This window comes from Bacillus sp. FSL W8-0223 (genome assembly GCF_038006805.1).
Taxonomy (GTDB): Bacteria; Bacillota; Bacilli; order Bacillales; family DSM-4216; genus Bacillus_O; species Bacillus_O smithii.
Map to the genome: position 1 here is coordinate 1,157,939 of NZ_JBBOVX010000001.1, position 18,624 is coordinate 1,176,562.

Below are 18,624 nucleotides of genomic sequence, written 5' to 3' on the forward strand. Positions count from 1 at the left end.
TGTAAAGAGAGAATGGAATATGACGAATTACATAAAAGAATATTGACATTGTCGAACCAATACATGTGAATTGAGCAAAAAGTGGCAGGCTGCTGCGAATGGAATTTTTAAGCATTCAACACGAAAAATCGTCTAAGATGATGGGTCTATTCGTTCAACTTGCCATCCAAAAAGAAAAACTTCACTCATGGAAGTTTTACTTTAAGGGTCTATATCAAAGCTTTCAGCGCTTTTGCAAATCGATGAATTCCTTCTGTAATGGAATCTGTATTGACACGACCGTAAGTTAACCTTAAATAACGGCGATGAGATCCAAGGATGCTTCCCGGGGCGAAAACCATTCCGTTTTTAACGGCTTGTTGAAATAGTAATGTTTCATCCACTTGGTCGCTATTGTACTGGCACCATAAGTGAATGCCTCCGTTCGGTAGAAAAAAGCGAACGTTTCCGTTTAATTCTTTCTGCAGCGCTTGGATGGTTAAATCTCTTTTTTTCTTCAATTCTATCTTCAAGTTCTCAATATGTTCATTGAAATGCTCAGATCGTAATAGATTAGCGGCAATCCATTGCGGTAAATTCGGCTGTCCAAAATCCATTTGTTGTTTAACGTCCGTTAGTCGGTTAATGACATTTTGCGGCCCTAAAATCCATCCAATTCGAAGCCCTGATGCGACGATTTTGGATAAAGAACTAACATAAAGAACGAGGCCTTCTTGATCCATGGATTTCAATGTAGGTGCGGGAGGTTGATGATAGCCGAGAAGGCTGTATGGATCATCTTCGACAATGGCGATTCCATATTTCGTGCATATATCCATCACTTTCTTCCTTTTATCGAGGTCTAAGGAAACACCAGTCGGATTGTGATAAGTAGGATTTAAAAATAACATTTTGAGACGATGCTTTTTGTGTATAGCAATGATCTGTTCAGGATCGATTCCATTCTCATGAACTGGCAGAAAATGGGTGTTGAGCCCTTTAGAATGAAAAATAGGTAATGAATAAGCATAGGAAGGATCTTCGATTGCCACCGAATCTCCGGGATGGAGCAATCCGCGGATAATAAGATGAATGGCTTGCTGAGCTCCTGATGTAACCAGAATGGAAGAAGGGGTGGATTCAATTTGACGGTATTGTTTCAGATGATCGGAAATGGCTTCGCGCAGTTGGAGATTTCCCTGAACATTTTCATAGCCTAAAAAATGGTTTTTGAACAGGGTGTCAGAAATGCTCTGCATCAATTTTGCAGGCCATAAATCGGCGCTTAATTCTCCGATCGCAAAATTGATCAGTCGATCATCGGAACCTATATAGCGGTAAATTTGCTGATTTAAAGGATTATTCGGTTGATCAAAACCTTCTTTTACATATTGATCCCAATTTGGCACTCGACTGTGCCCGTTTTTCCATACTTTTTTATTCACAACTGTTCCGTATCCTACAATACGCTTGACAAGACCGGTCGAACGCAGCTCTTCAAAAGCAGCATTCACGGTGCTTCTGTTCACATCGAGTTGATGTGCTAATTCTCGTTCAGAAGGCAATCGGCTGCCCGGTGGAAACTCTCCGTTGATAATTCTGGATTCTAAATAATTGGCAATTTGCTTATACAATGGCAGTTTGTTTAATTTATTCGGTCTCCATTCCATTGCAAAACCTCCTGTTACAAGCCATTCTGTTTTTGTGTAAAATTATTTAACATTATAAAACAAGAAAAAAAGCAACTTTCCCCTTGAAAAAAATTCGTTGATTCATAGAAAAAACTAGATGATACCAAGGATTTATGAGGTAGATGAAAAATGGTCGGCAAAAAAAGTCATTCATTGGCTGGTTACAAATTCCTGCCCGACACTTACTATAAGTAATATAACATAACAATATATGTTATACAATTTAACGTCATTATATTTCAGAAAAATCATATTAGGGGGAATTTTATGAATCCAACTAAACGAAAGCCCAATCCGATACCATATGATTCTCAACTGGAAACTTTACTGGTTGATCTTCATAACAAAGGAGTTCGCACGGGAGGCCTTGTAAAAGGAGGGAGGAGAGGGGGAGCAGGTCCGACGGATGATCAAGCTTTTCTACTGGGAGGGCAAGCGGTGATGCTCCCAACGTTCAATGGACCGGCTGAACAGTCCCCCTATTCCTTAACAAAAGGTCCTGACGGTTTTTCGTTACAGCATGATGGAAAAACGATATCTTCCGTTTTTCTTGAAGCCATTCGACGTCCGAAATTTTATGATTTAAAGACGAAAGATGGCATTCCCTACAACAAAATTGCTGTCCTGCATGGATCCGATGTGTTGGCAAGCACCGTCATTCAAAGTTGTATACGCTGGGCTCCGGAAAAGCGCTGCAAGTTTTGTGCGATTGGAAATTCTTTGGCAGAGGGAAATACGATTGGGATCAAAACACCAGAGCAGCTCGCTGAAGTGGTTCAAGCAGCTGAAGAGCTGGATGGAATCAAACACATTACTTTAACGACGGGTACACCCAATGAAACGGATCGTGGAGCCTTATATTTGGCCAAATGTGTGGAAGGGATTCGCAAAGTCAGTCAACTTCCTATTCAAGTTCAATGCGAACCCCCTGAAGATGATTCCTTGTATCAAGTATTAAAGGATGCAGGTGCGAACTCGATTGGACTCCATGTGGAATCTTTTGATGAAGAGGTACGAAAAAAAGTGCTGCCATCCAAGTCCAAGATATCGCTTGACACCTATTTCCGGGCATTTGAAAAAGCCGTGTCCGTATTTGGAAAAAATCAGGTTAGCACTTATGTCATCATGGGCCTTGGCGAGGATTTGGAAAAAACCATTGAAGGATGCAGAAGAGCAGCACGTATAGGCGTCTATCCTTTTGTCGTTCCTCTTCGCCCGCTTCGAGGTACAATGCTGGAAAATGCCAGTCCCCCGTCCAGTGAATGGATGTTAGAGGTCTACCGCCGTGTTGCGGAAGTACTGAACGAGGAAAAATTGTCGTCAGCCAACAGCTCGGCCGGATGCGCAAAATGTGGCGCTTGTTCCGCTCTGCATTTGTTTGAACATAAAAAATAGGAGGGAGAAGGTTGAGAAATTGGGAGATTAGAGTGGCGCAAAACAAGGAGGAAATTTTGGCGGCTTTGGCGTTAAGACGGCTCGTTTTCGTAAACGAACAGCGCTTGTTTGAGAAGGATGATTCAGATGAGCATGATCAAAGAGCCATTCACATAAACGCTTGGTCTCGGAAAAATCCTCTTCTTCTTGGCACTGTACGCTGTTATCCCGAACTGGAAAATCCCAAAGTATGGTGGGGAGGAAGGCTTGCTGTTCATCCTGATTATCGCATAAAGGGAATTGGGGTTTATTTGATTCGAGCGGCCGTCGAAATAGTGAAAAATCAAAAGGCTGATCGATTTTTGGCTTCTGTTCAATTTCAAAATGTCACATTATTCGAAAAGTTGGGGTGGAAATCTGTAGGAGAACCGTTTCATTACCATGGGCATCCACATCAAATAATGGAGGTTGATCTAAATGTGTATGATGCATCATCATCCCCAAATGCCGATAAACGGCAATCGGTCGGAATCAAGTGATTCGTTCACCGAAGGGAATCACGATTCTTTAAGGGAAGAAAAACCTCTTAAGATGGGGTTTGGAAGAAAAGTCTTTAATGTTCATAGCCATGTTGGAGTTTTGGATCCTTGGCCTTTTTACGAATCAGAAGAGCCTATCTCACCGGCTGAACCGGGTCCGGCAAATTCGGAGGAATTGGAGCGTTTTATGGCCTCTAGGGGAATTGAAAAGACGCTTGTTCTCCCTAATTACGGTATTCCTGTTCAAGAACAGCCTTTTTCATTGAATGAACTGGTCGTTCGATTATGCCGTGAGGGGGGAGGAAGAGTGGCAGGTGCTCTGTGGGTATCCGGATTGCCGCAAAACCGGGAATTAACGGAAAAAGCCTTAAAGATGCTGGATGAGCCCGGCATATGTGCGCTAAAGATGAGCTATTTGCTGGGAGGCACTCCGGATCCGAGAAAATGGGACGAAGAATCGTTAAAGCTTCATGAGAAAATCTTTCGGGAAGCGATGGAAAGGGATATTCCGATCCATTTTCATACAAGTCCGCATGGAACATCGGATATTAGGAACTTTTTTGAATTAATCAAACGTTATGGAAAAGATCTTAAGATCCATCTCGTACATATGGGGGGAGGCAGCAGTGGTCATATTCGCCTGATCTCTCAATGGAAAGATTTGATAGAAGGCGGATACAAAATCTATGTTGATTCAAGCTGGGCCATTGGTTTTGGCGTCCGCAAACTGTTGAAAGAAATCGATCGAACGGGAATAGGCGTAGATCGTTTCTTGTTTGGCTGCGATGAGCCTTGGAGCGATTATGAAAGTGAATTTTGGAAAATCCAAGGCGCCCCCATTTCGGATGAAATCAAGGAACGCGTTTTTTGGGCAAATGCCGAAGAACATTACTTTAGCAAGTTGGCATAAGAGCCAATGGCTCTTTCACCATATATTCTTTAGACCAATATTTATTTCAATGGAGGTAATGAAAAATGGCCAATTTAACTGAAAATGAATTGAAATCTTTAAATGAAATTCCTCATCCGTCTTTGCCGACGGGAAGCAAATTGTACGGGGAAACAAAAGTATTTCCCGATTATAAAGCAAATCCTGGCGAAAAGTTTTTGGCTTTAGTACATGGTATTGCGCATGAATCTTCGCTATCTTATATCGCTGTTTTGCAAGCGATTCGCGCACAAAGGAAAGGTTTTGAAACAGCCATCTATTTTTACGGAACAGGAGCCATGAACGCCGTAGCGACCAGGGGATTTCCGACGGTTGGAAAAGAAGCCTTCGGCGGTATGTTCAATATTAATGAAGGATTGAAAAAGTTTATCGATGAAGGCGGAAAAGTATATGTCTGTCGATTCGGATTGGGTCTTCATGGGATAAGAGAGGAAGATTTGATAGAAGGAGCTATTCCGTGTCATCCTCTTGATTTGCAAGATTGCTTAATTGAGTATCATCGAAGCGGTGCTTTTATTTTAAGTACTTTCCAAATTTAAGTTGCAGTGCCCCTCTGCTGCTGTGGGCAGGTGGAGGGAGCCATTTTTATTTCGTAAGGAGGAAGAAAGATGACGATTTATTTAGATAAACAGGTTAATCAAAAAGAGTTTACGATAACGGCGGAGTTGGTGCCTCCTCGCCATTGGAATCCTCGTTCCATCATTGAAAAGGCCGTTTTATTCAGAGGATATGTAGATGCGGTCGATATTAGCGATAATCTTCTTGCGGTCGCCAGAATGTCGCCTGCCGTTTGCGCATTCTTTATTAAGCAAATAGGCGTAGAACCGATTGTTCAAATCAATTTACGTGATCGCAATCGCTTGGGAATTCAAAGTGATTTGCTTGGCCTTGCCGCTTTAGGAATTCGCAACATTACTATTTTAGGAGGATATCCTGCCAAAGTCGGCACTGAACCGGATGCTAAGGAAGTGTACGATCTTCCAACGATGGAATTGGTGAAATATGTGAATCGATTCATTCAAGAAGGAAAGCTTTTTGACGGCACTGTCATGGAGGAGCCTCCTCAAATGACGATTGGAACAGTGGAAAATATTGTGGGAAAACCTGTGAAAGAATTAATCGACCGTCTCGAAGCAAAAGTGGAAGCGGGTGCCAAATTTGTACGGACACAGCTCGTTTTCGACTTGGATATATTGGAAGAATGGATGGAGGAAGCCCGTCGTCGCGATCTGCATAACCGAATCACCATCATGGCTAGCATTATGCCGTTACGTGACCTTGCTCACGTCGAGAAAGCGTTAAAAATACCGGGGGTTGCCGTACCTGACTGGGTGAAACAACGATTGGCTGCCCACAATGACAGGGAGGAAGGACTCAAGATCGCCACGGATATTATGAAGAAAGTACGTGAGATTGAAGGAATTCGCGGCATCCACATTCGTCCGCTTGGAGGAGGAGAAGAAAGCATTGGAACCATTATTGAAAATGCAGGTTTCACTTCTTTAAAAACAGCTGTTTCGTGAAAAAGAGAGAGTAAGTGTAAGAAATGCTTGAAAAGATGTCGCCATATTCTTCTAGCAGTAAAATTTTTCGAATAGGCAAGCGGTTCGGCAGTTATCACCGTTTTACACCAGTGAATAATGGAAACAACCTCAATCTTAAGGACAATCGTATTCATCATGCCGTATGAATACGGACAATTGAATACGATTATACCGACAAAAAGAAGGGGCGACTTCCCTTCTTTTTGACAAAGTCTTTTTTTCAGTAAATGGTGTTTTTGATCTCTAATCAATGATCAAGATCACTCACTTCTGATACTGAATGATTCGCTATCGTCTGTTAATGGAACCTGGAAGCAGAAAAGAAATTCGGAGCGCCATATGAATACGCACATGTATCGAAGAATAGTTTTTACAAAAGGATGATACAAAATGACCCAATTCCAAAGGCTTATGAGCAAGTTGCAAAATACTGCTGTGCTGCAACGCAAAAAAGCGATTTATCCCCCATTGTCCGTATTTAAAGATGTATGGAATTTTCATTTCGTGCTTGATCCCATAGGGGATGATGCGGCGATTTTGACAACCGATGATGGATATCTTCTCTTTTCTTGTGATGGCATCCTGCCGCAGCTCGTCAAAGAAGAGCCTTTTTGGGCAGGATATTGCGCGGTGCTTGTCAGTGTAAGCGATATTTACGCGATGGGCGGCAGGCCGATGGCCATTGTGAATCTGCTTAGTGCTCCTGATGAAGACTTGTCCGTTTTAATTGCGGAGGGTATGGCAGAAGGGTGCCGCAAACTTGGAGTGCCAATGGTGGGAGGACACTTTTTCCCGGAGGAAGCACCCGGAGTGGCAACAGCCATTATCGGGAAAGCCAATCAAGTGCTGAGAGCAACACAAGGAAAACCGGGACAATCCATCATCATTGCCATTGATATAAACGGAAACCCGTATAAACACTATTTACAGTGGAACAGCACCAGTATGCTGGAGCCTCGGGAGTTGCAGAGAAAATTGGAAGTAATGCCGAAGTTGGCCGAATCTGGGCTTATTTATGCGGCAAGAGATATCAGCAATGCCGGCGTACTCGGAACTGTAGCGATGCTGGCGGAAAATTCAGGATGCGGGGCGGTCGTCAACCTGGAGGCCATTCCCATACCCCCCTCAGTAGAAATGGAAACATGGCTGCAAATGTATCCTGGTTATGGGTTTGTTTTAACGGTCAATGAAGAGGATGAGGAAAAAGTGATCCGTTGTTTCCGGGATGAAGGCATTGCCGCCGGCGTGGTCGGGCAATTGAAATCCAACTTGAATATTGTGGTGACGTCAGGAGAAGAAAGCGCCGTTTATATTGATTTGTCTAAAGAAGCATTGGTGGTGGGGAAAAATGGAATATGATGTTCGAGTGAAGGTGGCTGCCGTTCAATTTGAACCTGAACAAGGACAATTGGATGAAAATCGGCGCCAAATGTTTGAAAAGGCCGTAGCAGCTGCCAAACAAGGAGCAAAGCTGATCGTGTTTCCGGAAATGGCAACGAGCGGGTACGTGTGGGAAAACAGAGAAGAAATTAGCCCCTTTGTTGAATCGATTCCGGGAGAGACAACAGATATGCTTTCCGCCGTTGCGTCACAGTATGATTGTTACATTGTTACTGGAATTCCGGAGAAGGATCATAATACAGGAGTCTTTTATAATTCCGCTGTTTTAATCGGTCCGGAAGGAGTTGTCGGGAGTTATCGAAAAACCCATTTGTTTTCGGCAGACCCTAGGTGGGCGCGAGAAGGAAAAAATGACATTCCTGTTTTTGATACACCGATCGGCAGAATCGCCATCCTCATTTGCATGGATGCGATGTATTTTGAGCCGGCTAGGCTGGCTGCTTTAAAAGGGGCCGATATCATGGCTTTTCCGACTAATTGGGTTGGCCGAGGAAACAAGCCGCCAAGTAAAACGTGGCGATTAAGAGCTAAAGAAAACGGATTATATTGGATTGCGGCCAATCGTTGGGGAACTGAGCGTGGTGCTCAATTCACCGGGGGAAGTGCGGTCATTGATCATTCGGGAGAAGTGATTGATTCGCTTATTTCGGGAGATGGCATCGTATTTGGAGAAATTAAACTACCTGTCCATCAACAGAAACAGATTTTGAAAAATCGAAAACCGAAAGCTTATCAAGATATTCTGCTCAATACTTATCTTTGGGAAGAGGGAGAAACAAGAATTTCGCCTAAACGGGAGCCTTTTGATATTCTCACTATTTCTTTGGAGTATCAACAGTCCATTTCTTTTATCGAAGACCAACTTCGTCATATGATACAAACGTTTACATTTACGAGCTCTCATCGCCTCATTATTCTTCCGGAAATCACCTTTTTTGAAAAAGAGATACAATTTCATGATTATCAACATGTATTGGAAAAGATCGCTTCCGAATTTAGCGTTTATATAGTCGCTTCCATGAAAATGGAAAATCGTCGAGCTAATAGTCTGCTTGTCGGTCCTTCCGGTTGTCTTGGGAAATATTCGCAGGTTCATAGTGATCAAGAAGACGATTCAGTGAAGTCCTCTTTTTTGACCGTTGAGCTGCCGTTTGCAAGGGTTGGGCTTCTTACAGGAGAGGATATGCTATTCCCTGAATCTTACCGCGTTCTTGCCAAACAAGGAGCGGATATTATTGCGGCTTCTTCCGACGGAAATGAACATTATGATATTTGGATGCAGCGAATCTGGGCATATGAAAATGATGCCATATTGGCAGCGGCCGCACCTCCTTCGTCCGAAAAAAGCATGATATTCTTGCACAGTCAAGTTTCGCTCGATTTAAAAGAAAGGGAGTCGCAAATTTTATTTCAGCGTTTTACCCCAGATATGACCGCTAAAGTGAGAAGACGCCCATTTCTTAGACGACTGAATCATCATTTGTATGATGGCATTGTACGGAATCCTATTTATACGAAAGCAGGTGCAAATAGTTGAAACTATTAGGAATATCAGGAACGATTATAGGAGCGAAGACAGCTTCTCTTGTTCATCAAGTACTTGAGGAAGCAAAAAAAGTCGACCATGAATTGGATACAGAGCTATTGGATTTAAGACAGTATCAATTGGAATTTTGCAATGGGAAGCCGTTGACAGAATACAACCATGATACGCAAAAAGCCATAAATGCCATTGCTTCGGCTGATTGCTATATCATCGGGACACCGATTTTTCAGGCTTCTTTATCTGGTGCATTAAAAAATTTATTGGACTTAGCACCGGTAACGGCTTTTCGGAACAAAGTCATCGGCTTTGTGGCAACGGGCGGTACTTACCAACATTTTCTAGTGATTGAAAATCAATTAAAGCCGATCGCAGGGTACTTTCGAGCTTATACTGCACCTGAGTATGTTTATGCCCATAGGGAACATTTCAACGAAAGAAATGTCATCATCGATGGAGAAGTGAGGGAACGAATCCAGAAATTAGCAAAGCAGGTCGTGAATATGTCAAAAGCCCTATCCCCGGTTTCTATTTAGATGATCAATAATGTTTCCTTGATTGTTGTTAAAATCATTATTGTATAAAAGCAGGTCCTTGCCATTCGGGGCAGGACCTTTTGTTTGTATATATGCAAGTTGCATGAAAAAGTTTTCGGCTAAAAAGTGGCAGACATGTATAAAAAGTTGTAAAGTTTTATTAAATGCAGCCGATAATGAAGTATGTCTACTTGAAAACACGGATTATTCTTTTCCAAATAAAAATGGTAGACAAAAAAATAAAAGTACGGTATTATAATCTCGAATTAAAGATATTTAATTTAAAGAAAAAATCTTTTGTATGATGTTGTTGTCATTAAGACAACAATAAAATATCTTTAATAATATCACAACAAAAGAAAGGCGGAAACATAATGGCAAAAGTTTTATACATTACTGCACATCCATTTGATGAAACAAAATCTTTCAGCATGGCTGCAGGAAAAGCGTTTATCGACACTTATAAAGAAGTAAATCCAAATGATGAAGTTATACACATTGACCTTTACAAAGAAAATATCCCACAAATTGATGCGGATGTATTAAACGGATGGGAAAAACTTCGCTCTGGAAAAAAATTTGAAGAACTTTCTGCAGATGAACAAGCAAAAGTGGGACGCCTCGCTGAGTTATGCGACCAATTTGTAGCCGCTGATAAATATGTGTTCGTCACTCCAATGTGGAATTTTTCTTTCCCGCCCGTTATGAAAGCATACATTGATTCGGTTGCAGTAGCTGGAAAAACATTTAAATACACCGAAGAAGGTTCTATCGGTTTGCTAACAGACAAAAAAGCACTACATATCCAAGCACGGGGCGGTATTTATTCAGAAGGCCCTGCAGCCGATATGGAAATGGGTCATCGTTATTTGCAAGCGGTAATGAATTTCTTTGGTGTTCCTTCTTTTGAAGGTTTATTTATTGAAGGACAAAATGCTATGCCTGAAAAAGCGCAAGAAATCAAAGAAAAAGCCATTGCTCGTGCAAAAGATTTAGCTCATACATTCTAATTTCAACCATCAGGCTTTTGCTTCCACACCCGATATATGAAAAAACAGGCTGGTTCAATACTCTTTTAGCGATGTTGAACCAGCCTTTCTTTATGCAAGATCCGTTTTTCTTTTGATTTTAAATAAGAATGGAAGGATCGTCATAAGTGAAAAGATTTTGTTTTTGTCATTTGTGATAAACTTTCACGGTCCTTTTATTTTTGCTGAAGCCCATGCATCAAAAATTGAATGGTTCGTTCAATTTCTGCTTTTTCCGTTTCATCATCCCAGTTGTGATGCGGCAATACGATAAACCGAGTGATGAAAAATCCAACTATGGTTGTAATGATCATCCGAATGGCAGACTCTGGAGGGATCATGACAATCTCTCCCTTTTTTTGGAAATGTTCAATAATTTTTTTAAACTTCTCATACACATGTTTCGTAAAAATAAACTGCAATTGCTCCTTGATTTCAGGAAGAAATGCAATTTCCTGCCAGAATACACGAATTGCAGGCAAATATTTCTTAACAAAATCATAACGATTTTTGAGAAGCACTCGAATAAAATCTTCGAAATGTTGATATTCGTTTTCAAATACTTCTTTCACAAATTCCTTTGCCAAAAACGGAGCAACGGATTTAATCAGTGTTGGATTCACAATCGCTAATAATAAGTCTTTTTTCGTCTTATAATGGCGAAAAATCGTTCCTTCAGCCACGCCTGCCCTTTTGGCGATTTCACTCGTCGAAGTAGAGGCATATCCTTTTTCAGCGAAAATTTCAATGGCCGCTTCTAAAATTTTTATTTGCTTTTCGCTCAGTTTGACATCTTCACCGTTCACTTTCAACAGCTCTTTGATCCACTGTTGCTCGTTCATTCATACTACCCCTTACAGTTTTCGGTATTTTTTTAATGCTATCACATTTAATATCATAAACAAAACGGAAAAGCCAAGTAATACATAGGCGTCTTGGGCAATTTCATTCCAGCCGTTGCCGCGAATCATAATTTCCCGAAGCGCATCCGCTCCGTATGTGAGAGGCATAACAACGCTTAATGAACGAAGCCACTCTGGCATGGTTTCTAGGTTAAACAACCCGGAAAAGAAAATTTGCGGGACAATGACCAACGGTATAAATTGAAACATTTGCAGTTCATTATTAGCAAAGGCAGACAGCAACGTTCCCAAAGTTAAAGCGGTCATGGCCAATAAAAATGTAATAAAAAGGACGTATAAGAATGAGCCTTCCATTATCATGTCAAGAATATCAATCGCAAACCAAGAGATTAAGCTCGCCTGAAAAGTGGTAAAAATCCCAAATCCGATGACATACCCTACTACGATTTCCCAACGTTTTAAAGGAGTGGCTAGTATTCGTTCCAATGTTCCTCCTGTGCGCTCGCGAAGGAAAGAAACACCTGCGATTAAGAATACGAAAAAGAATATGAAAAAGCCGATTAACACCGGTCCGAAATAATCGAATAACGCCATATCTTCTGAACCGTGTAAATAAGACGTTTTTAAATGCATGGATGGTGTTTGAGGAGCTAATTCTTGCATCGCTTTTTGCACCGTCAAAAGGACAGCTTTATTCACATTGGGATCGCTTCCTTCTAACGTCATCTTTGGAGCTCCCTTATCCATTTCCATAAAAGCATCCACTTGCTGCGTTTTTAATTGGTGATGAGCGGTCGTTTTTGTCATTTCTTTAACATCCGCATCATGTTTGGCTAACTTCTCAATAACAACTTCAGGAACGTTGGGATCAACCGCAATCGTTGGTTTATAATCTTTTCCATTAAACACAAGATTCATTAAAAAAAGGATAAACATGGGAGCCACAATCATGAGCGCAAGTGTACGTTTGTCTCGGAAAAATTGGCGAATGATACGAATGACGATCGCGCGGACTCTCATTGTCGTGCACCTCCAAAATATAAAAATGCTTCTTCAATGGTTCGAGAATTCGTCCGGTTCTTTAATTCCTCCGGACTGCCTAACGCGATGAGGCGACCGTCGCGAATCATGGCAAGACGTCCACATTTGTCTGCTTCATCCATGACGTGAGTAGTTACGACAATCGTTGTTCCGTTTTGTCGAATTCGGTCCAGTTCATCCCAAATGGCTTGGCGAAGCAATGGGTCAATTCCGACTGTTGGCTCGTCTAGGATTAAAACTTCCGGCTCATGTAATAAAGAAACGGCAAGTGACAAACGCCGCTTCATCCCACCGGAAAATTGGCTGACGCTCTTTTTTAAATGATCTGTTAAATTCACCAGCTGCATGACTTCGTTGATACGCTGCTTTTGCTTTTTCCCTTTTAATCCATAAATAGAAGCGAAAAACTGTAAATTTTCAAGAGCTGTTAATTCATTGTATAAGGCATCAGACTGTGCCATAAAACCAATTTGTTTCATGACATGAAGGTTTGGCATTTTTGTATTCAACACATCGATCGTTCCCTCGGTAGGTTCATCGATTCCAGCGTACATTTTGACAATTGTCGTTTTTCCAGCCCCTGAAGGTCCGAGCATTCCAAAAATTTCCCCTCTGAAAACTTCTAATGATACATCTTCAATGACTTTCTTTTTCCCAAAACGTTTAGACACGTGTTCCAAAGAAATACACGGTTTTTCGGGCATAGAGTCTCCTTCCTTTCTTGAGTGATTACTCACTTTTATACTAAACGGAAAAAAAGGATTTTGTAAAGTGAGTAATCACTCATTTTTATAATAATCATTCACTGTTGGCAGTATCTTTTCCTTTTTTGATATGGTTTAGAAGGGGAAGGCCTTAAAAGTGTGAATTTGGAAAATTATATTCATTCTGTTCATAAGGCAAGTGAGCAACTGCTTCGAAAAGAGAGGAATCTGGGAATAGTACAAATGGAACACTATATGCTTTAATAAAGTATTTTATTCACGGAATCGAAGTCTTATCTTTTCGTTGAAAGAAATTCATTTTTTAATGATCATATCTTTTGTGTAAGTGAAACCGATCTTATAGATGAATGACACCTTTTTATGAAATTTTTCACATTTTTTTATTTTTATCTTGCAAATCGGAATCATTACGTTTTAAAATGTGCTAGTAAGGATCGATTATCTATTGGTGGAATAAACAGGTTAGTCCAATGAAAACATTCCAAAGATAGAAGTATCGCTTTGAAAAAATGAGTGCCCAAATACATAAACATTTACTTGGCGATACTGTGATTTTGGGAATGGTTGCTGGATAAAAAGAGGGGGGAGTCTCAAATAGATAAAATTCATTCATACAGCTAAAGGCAACAGAAAGCCGCATTTACTTAGATAAGGAACGATCGGATCGAAGAGATGTTTCTTTTAAAATTTTTGATTAGCAGGGGAATTTGGCAGAGCCGGAGGCAAAACCGTATTTTCAGCAAACTGGTGGTATCGTGACAATCATTAAATCGTAATAATTTCGATTATCAAAAAGAGTATTTCTACGTAGTGGATGGGACAATTATGGAGAAAGTATTCAAATAAGTTGGGGTGAAACATAAGGTGATCGAATGACGGGATTGGTCATGATTGGTATTCATATGAACCAATTAGCCATTGAACAATCGTTGGATCAGTGTTTGCTAACGGAAGAAGAGAGTCAACAAGATTGGTCTTTATTTAAGGATCCAATTCCACCATTTTTAGCATCTTATTAACCTAAAGGAGCATTCCTGTAATGAGGAAATTTGAGGTTTGATAAAAAAAAGTCCCCTTGGTATAGTACAGGGTGTCAATGCGCGTTGACCCCGAATTTCAATAAACCAAGGAGGACTCAAAATGAATTATACACAAAATCAAAAAATCTCTCAAATTACACCATCAACTCTCATTGTAGGTATTGATGTAGCTAAAGAAAAGCACGTTGCCCGTTTTCAAGATGACCGAGGCTTAGAATTTGGCAAGAGATTGATCTTTGAAAATCGTATACACGGCTTTCAAACCTTATTAGATTGGGTTAATCATATTCAAAAAGAAAATCATAAGGACCACGTGATTTTTGGAATGGAGCCAACAGGTCATTATTGGCTAAATCTTGCTTACTTTCTTAAGGCAAAAGGATATGATGTAGTGCTAGTGAATCCCATGCACGTCAAAAAAAGTAAAGAGCTTGATGACAATTCGCCTACAAAAAACGATACAAAAGATGCTCGTGTCATTGCACAGTTAATGAAAGATGGGCGATACTCCGTACCGAACCTATTAGAGGGCGTATACGCTGAACTAAGGGAAGGCGTCAAATTACGAGATCAGCTCATCAAACAGCTTATGATCATTGAAGGGCGGATTGAAAACGTCATTCAGCGCTTTTTCCCAGAGTTTTTCGATGTGTTTGGAGATTGGAAAGGTAAAGCAGCCTTTTATACCTTGCGCATGTTTCCATTTCCCTCTCATATTCAAAAGTTGTCACCAGAAGAAGTGCTGCAAAAATGGAAACCGTATGTACAGCGTGGGGTTGGGCTGAAACGAGCAACCCGACTCGTAGAAGTAGCGAAAAAGAGCGTTGGGATTGAGACAGGAATCCAGTTCGCAAAAAGAGAATTGGATTGCCTATTGGATCAATATGAGCTTTACAAGAAACAGTTAGCACAACTAGATGAAGAACTAGAAGGTGTTGTTGAAAGCATACCAGGTGCGAAACAAATGACCAATATCCCGGGACTTAGTTACACTACCATTGCTTTGTTCTTTGCGGAAGTAGGAGATTTAACCAAGTACAATCATCCGCAACAATTAGTCAATCTGGCAGGGCTTTCTTTAAGAGAACACAGTTCAGGAAAGTATAAAGGGCAAACACGCATAACCAAAAGGGGTCGAAGACGTTTACGAAAAGCATTATACCTGGCCATTCGACCATTGGTTGCCCATAATCCTGTATTTAAAGCCTTGCATCATTACTATACCAATCGGCCAGACAGGCCGTTAAAAAAACAACAGTCTCTGATTGCCTTGTGTTGTAAATTATTACGTGTGTTATTTGCCATTGGTAAGAAACAGTGTGAGTTTGATGGATTAAAGCTATTAAAGGGATTACCTCAAATAAAAGCATTACAGGCTGCATAAAAGCTTTCAAACGACTTGTTATTCTGACAAACACCAATAGTGCAGAGTTGGAGTATATTTTCACCATTCGGGCATTAGACCCTGTAAAGGAGCATATCCAACCTCCACCTCATGGGTACGCAGGACGAAGGAATGTGTGGATCTTAAAATCCAGTGATACATGGGAGGGTGAGCGACCATGAGAAGTGTGGAGACTTCTTGCACGGTCATACATGATATTACAGATATTGTAAATCTGTATTATAGGATGCACCTTACCATGTAAATATATTGAATAAATACAAGTAATATCCACTCATTTGAGGTGAAGAAGCTATTATGTGTTAGCGAAATTTAAAGAAAACGTGAGAATTTTGAAGAAAATTAAAGTTTATAGAGGGAGGAGAGAAAATGAGAGTCAAAATTACATTAGCTTGCACAGAAACTGGAGATCGAAATTATATTACTACGAAAAATAAACGTACACATCCAGAGCGTTTAGAATTAAGAAAGTATTCACCGCGTTTAAAAAGATATACATTGCATCGGGAAACGAAATAACGTCAAACTCAGTTTGTCAAGAAATGAACGTAGTATCGATTCTCTTATCGCTAGGATGTTTCTTTATGTGGGAATTATATGAAAAGACGACATCGCTTTACCATCATCGCAAGACAGGGTGAAAACATGAATTTTCAACTTCCGCCAAAAAAAGAAAGGCATAGATTGTTTGGATCTGTCTCACCGGGTACAAAAATAAAACCAACTCAAAAACACGAGATGGTAGATATACAAAGTCAAAAGAATCATTTCTTAATTTCTATCGATCAAGTTGGTATCAGCAACGTAAAACTGCCTGTTAACGTAAATAGTCTACTGTCTCCGAAACAACAAACGACCATAGCGACGTTTTCTTTAACTTCCAGTCTACCGCATAACCAGAAAGGGAACAACATGAGTCGGTTTATGGAACAGTTAGAACAATACAGGCATAAAGGATTTACGTTGAATTTTTCTACTTTACATGATTTTGCACGAGAGTTGTCACAACGAATAGAGCAAAAAGATACGAAAATAGAAGTGAGTTTCCCGTGGTTTTATGAACGTACAGGACCTTCTTCGGAGTGAACAGGTCTTAACCATGCCCATGCAAAAATGGTGACTCAATACCATCAGCAATCGGGCTTTACAAATGAAGCGGCATTAACTTGCGGAATTACAACGTTATGCCCTTGTTCAAAAGAAATAAGTGAGTACGGGGCCCATAATCAGCGGGGATATGTGGCCATGAGGTTCAACTTTCACCTCGTTATCAAGATGAAACGGACTGGAAGAAAGTTTTATTACATGCAGCAGCATCTAATGCGAGTGCATGTATTCATCCTGTATTGAAGAGAACAGATGAAAAGATAGTAACCGAACAAGTTTATGAAAATCCGCGTTTTGTAGAAGATATGGTACGTCTTGTGGCGGCAAATCTTTACGAAATAGAGTGGATGGAATCGTTTACAATCGAATGCAGAAATGAGGAATCTATTCATCTGCATGATGCTATAGCTTCCATTACCGTTCAAAAATAATGATAAACGGATTAATGGTTTAGAAAAAATCCCGCGTTTTCATTTATAAATTAAAACGGCAACAATGGTAATCTCCTTATCAATAAACAGTTCTTGCGACGAAATGTAAAATAAAGTATTCGTTTCTTTGAATTTATTGGTCGAAAAGAACGCTTCAAATCATTTTCAATGTTCAGGAGGAATGATGATGAATAAAAAGAAAATACCGGTTACAGTATTGAGCGGGTATTTAGGTTCTGGCAAAACCACGATACTCAATCATATTTTGAACAATAGGGATGGCTTAAGAGTTGCCGTAATAGTAAATGATATGAGCGAAATTAATGTAGATGCAGATCTGGTAAAGCAGGGTGGAGGGTTGTCTCGAACGGATGAGAAGCTTGTTGAAATGTCTAATGGCTGTATTTGTTGTACACTTCGAGAAGATCTATTAATAGAGGTTGAGAGAATCGCTAACGAAGGAAACATCGACTATATTCTCATCGAGTCTACCGGGATTAGTGAGCCTGTACCAGTTGCCCAAACTTTCTCTTATATTGATGAAGAAATGGGAATTGATTTAACTAAATTTTGCCGATTAGATACTATGGTAACAGTAGTAGACGCTTATCGTTTTTGGCACGATTTTCAATCAGGCGACAGTTTACTGGATCGCAAGGAAGCGGTAGGAGAAAACGATACGAGAGAAATCGCAGACTTACTGATTGATCAAATTGAATTTTGTGATGTTCTGATCATCAATAAATGTGATCTTGTGACGAAAGAGGATTTGGACATACTTGAAAATGTACTGAAAACTCTCCAACCGGATGCTAAAATCATCCGTACGATCAATGGAGTAATCAGACCAAATGAGATATTAAATACGGGTCTATTTGACTTTGAAAAAGCAAGTTCTTCCGCTGGTTGGATAAAAGAATTAACAAGTGGACATCAAAATCACACACCGGAAACAGAGGAATATGGCATTTCTTCTTTTGTATATGCAAGGCGTCTTCCTTTCCACTCAGAACGATTTAACAATTGGATCCACTCTATGCCCAAAAATATCGTGAGAGCGAAAGGGATTGCCTGGTGTGCAACTCGAAATGATTTGGCATTGCTGCTGTCGCAGGCGGGTCCTTCTGTATCCATAGAACCTATTTCTTATTGGGTAGCCTCCCTGCCTATGCGGGAACAAGAACAGATTTTTAGAGAAGAGCCTCAACTATTAGATGATTGGGATACTCAGTTTGGAGATAGACATACGAAACTTGTTTTCATAGGTAGAGATTTAAACCCACCTGAATTGATAGAAGATTTAGATAAATGCCTTCTAACTCCTGATGAGTTTGATCGTGATTGGAAATTATCGGAAGATCCATTTCATTGGAATTTGCAGCAGCGATAAAAAGAATGTGTTTTTTTGCCAAATAGACAGTTTATAGA

The 18,624-nt window shown here is 40.4% G+C and carries 17 protein-coding genes and 1 pseudogene; 14 read left to right on the top strand and 4 right to left on the bottom strand.

Features of this window, described 5'->3' with window-relative positions; genetic code table 11:
• Positions 1–209: 209 nt before the first annotated feature.
• A complete protein-coding gene (pdxR, locus tag NST81_RS05790) occupies positions 210–1,649 on the bottom strand; it encodes a MocR-like pyridoxine biosynthesis transcription factor PdxR (protein ID WP_327824299.1) in 1,440 nt (479 codons plus the stop codon).
• A gap of 288 nt (positions 1,650–1,937) precedes the next feature.
• On the opposite strand from pdxR, the gene NST81_RS05795 reads away from it, so the two are divergent.
• The 9 genes from NST81_RS05795 (at position 1,938) to NST81_RS05835 (ending at position 10,566) form a co-directional block, all read left to right on the top strand.
• Entirely contained in the window at positions 1,938–3,065 is a 1,128-nt protein-coding gene (locus tag NST81_RS05795; protein WP_270583331.1) for an MSMEG_0568 family radical SAM protein, read from the top strand.
• An 11-nt stretch (positions 3,066–3,076) separates the two neighbouring features.
• Entirely contained in the window at positions 3,077–3,583 is a 507-nt protein-coding gene (locus tag NST81_RS05800; protein ID WP_050807358.1) for an MSMEG_0567/Sll0786 family nitrogen starvation N-acetyltransferase, read from the top strand.
• The gene (locus tag NST81_RS05805; protein WP_270583332.1) at positions 3,522–4,493 is read left to right on the top strand and encodes an amidohydrolase family protein; all 972 of its coding nucleotides are present in this window, start codon (positions 3,522–3,524) and stop codon (positions 4,491–4,493) included. Before NST81_RS05800 ends, NST81_RS05805 begins: the two co-directional genes overlap by 62 nt.
• A gap of 65 nt (positions 4,494–4,558) precedes the next feature.
• Complete coding sequence (locus tag NST81_RS05810; RefSeq protein WP_270583333.1) at positions 4,559–5,071, top strand: MSMEG_0572/Sll0783 family nitrogen starvation response protein; 513 nt, start codon at positions 4,559–4,561, stop codon at positions 5,069–5,071.
• A gap of 69 nt (positions 5,072–5,140) precedes the next feature.
• Entirely contained in the window at positions 5,141–6,055 is a 915-nt protein-coding gene (locus NST81_RS05815; protein ID WP_327804485.1) for a methylenetetrahydrofolate reductase, read from the top strand.
• Between the two features lie 411 nt (positions 6,056–6,466).
• Positions 6,467–7,435, top strand: coding sequence for an AIR synthase related protein (locus NST81_RS05820; protein ID WP_327824301.1), 969 nt, complete (start codon positions 6,467–6,469; stop codon positions 7,433–7,435).
• Positions 7,425–9,014: a nitrilase-related carbon-nitrogen hydrolase gene (locus tag NST81_RS05825; protein ID WP_327804487.1), complete on the top strand. Its 1,590-nt coding sequence runs from the start codon at positions 7,425–7,427 to the stop codon at positions 9,012–9,014. Before NST81_RS05820 ends, NST81_RS05825 begins: the two co-directional genes overlap by 11 nt.
• Positions 9,011–9,556, top strand: a complete 546-nt coding sequence (locus tag NST81_RS05830) for an NADPH-dependent FMN reductase (protein ID WP_341028851.1) — start codon at positions 9,011–9,013, stop codon at positions 9,554–9,556. The genes NST81_RS05825 and NST81_RS05830 overlap by 4 nt, the downstream gene beginning before the upstream one ends.
• A gap of 374 nt (positions 9,557–9,930) precedes the next feature.
• Positions 9,931–10,566 (top strand): FMN-dependent NADH-azoreductase, encoded by a 636-nt coding sequence (locus tag NST81_RS05835; protein WP_048622952.1) that lies wholly within the window; start codon positions 9,931–9,933, stop codon positions 10,564–10,566.
• Positions 10,567–10,760: 194 nt separating this feature from the next.
• On the opposite strand, the gene NST81_RS05840 is transcribed toward NST81_RS05835, so the two are convergent.
• From NST81_RS05840 to NST81_RS05850, 3 genes are read right to left on the bottom strand one after another with little or no spacing between them, the layout of a single operon-like run.
• Entirely contained in the window at positions 10,761–11,426 is a 666-nt protein-coding gene (locus NST81_RS05840; protein ID WP_048622953.1) for a TetR/AcrR family transcriptional regulator, read from the bottom strand.
• 12 nt (positions 11,427–11,438) lie between these two features.
• Positions 11,439–12,467, bottom strand: a complete 1,029-nt coding sequence (locus NST81_RS05845; protein WP_341028854.1) for an ABC transporter permease — start codon at positions 12,465–12,467, stop codon at positions 11,439–11,441.
• The gene (locus NST81_RS05850) at positions 12,464–13,192 is read right to left on the bottom strand and encodes an ABC transporter ATP-binding protein (RefSeq protein WP_341028855.1); all 729 of its coding nucleotides are present in this window, start codon (positions 13,190–13,192) and stop codon (positions 12,464–12,466) included. Before NST81_RS05850 ends, NST81_RS05845 begins: the two co-directional genes overlap by 4 nt.
• An 893-nt stretch (positions 13,193–14,085) precedes the next feature.
• Between NST81_RS05850 and NST81_RS05855 the strand changes: the two genes are divergently transcribed.
• From NST81_RS05855 to NST81_RS05875, 5 genes and pseudogenes are all read left to right on the top strand, one after another.
• A complete protein-coding gene (locus NST81_RS05855) occupies positions 14,086–14,232 on the top strand; it encodes a hypothetical protein (RefSeq protein WP_156179221.1) in 147 nt (48 codons plus the stop codon).
• Positions 14,233–14,353: 121 nt separating this feature from the next.
• A complete protein-coding gene (locus tag NST81_RS05860) occupies positions 14,354–15,637 on the top strand; it encodes an IS110 family transposase (protein WP_048622726.1) in 1,284 nt (427 codons plus the stop codon).
• Between the two features lie 390 nt (positions 15,638–16,027).
• Complete coding sequence (gene rpmG / locus NST81_RS05865; RefSeq protein WP_048622957.1) at positions 16,028–16,177, top strand: 50S ribosomal protein L33; 150 nt, start codon at positions 16,028–16,030, stop codon at positions 16,175–16,177.
• A 126-nt stretch (positions 16,178–16,303) separates the two neighbouring features.
• Positions 16,304–17,196: pseudogene (gene folE2 / locus NST81_RS05870) on the top strand (GTP cyclohydrolase FolE2).
• A 187-nt stretch (positions 17,197–17,383) separates the two neighbouring features.
• Complete coding sequence (locus NST81_RS05875) at positions 17,384–18,586, top strand: GTP-binding protein (protein ID WP_341028860.1); 1,203 nt, start codon at positions 17,384–17,386, stop codon at positions 18,584–18,586.
• Positions 18,587–18,624 lie beyond the last annotated feature (38 nt).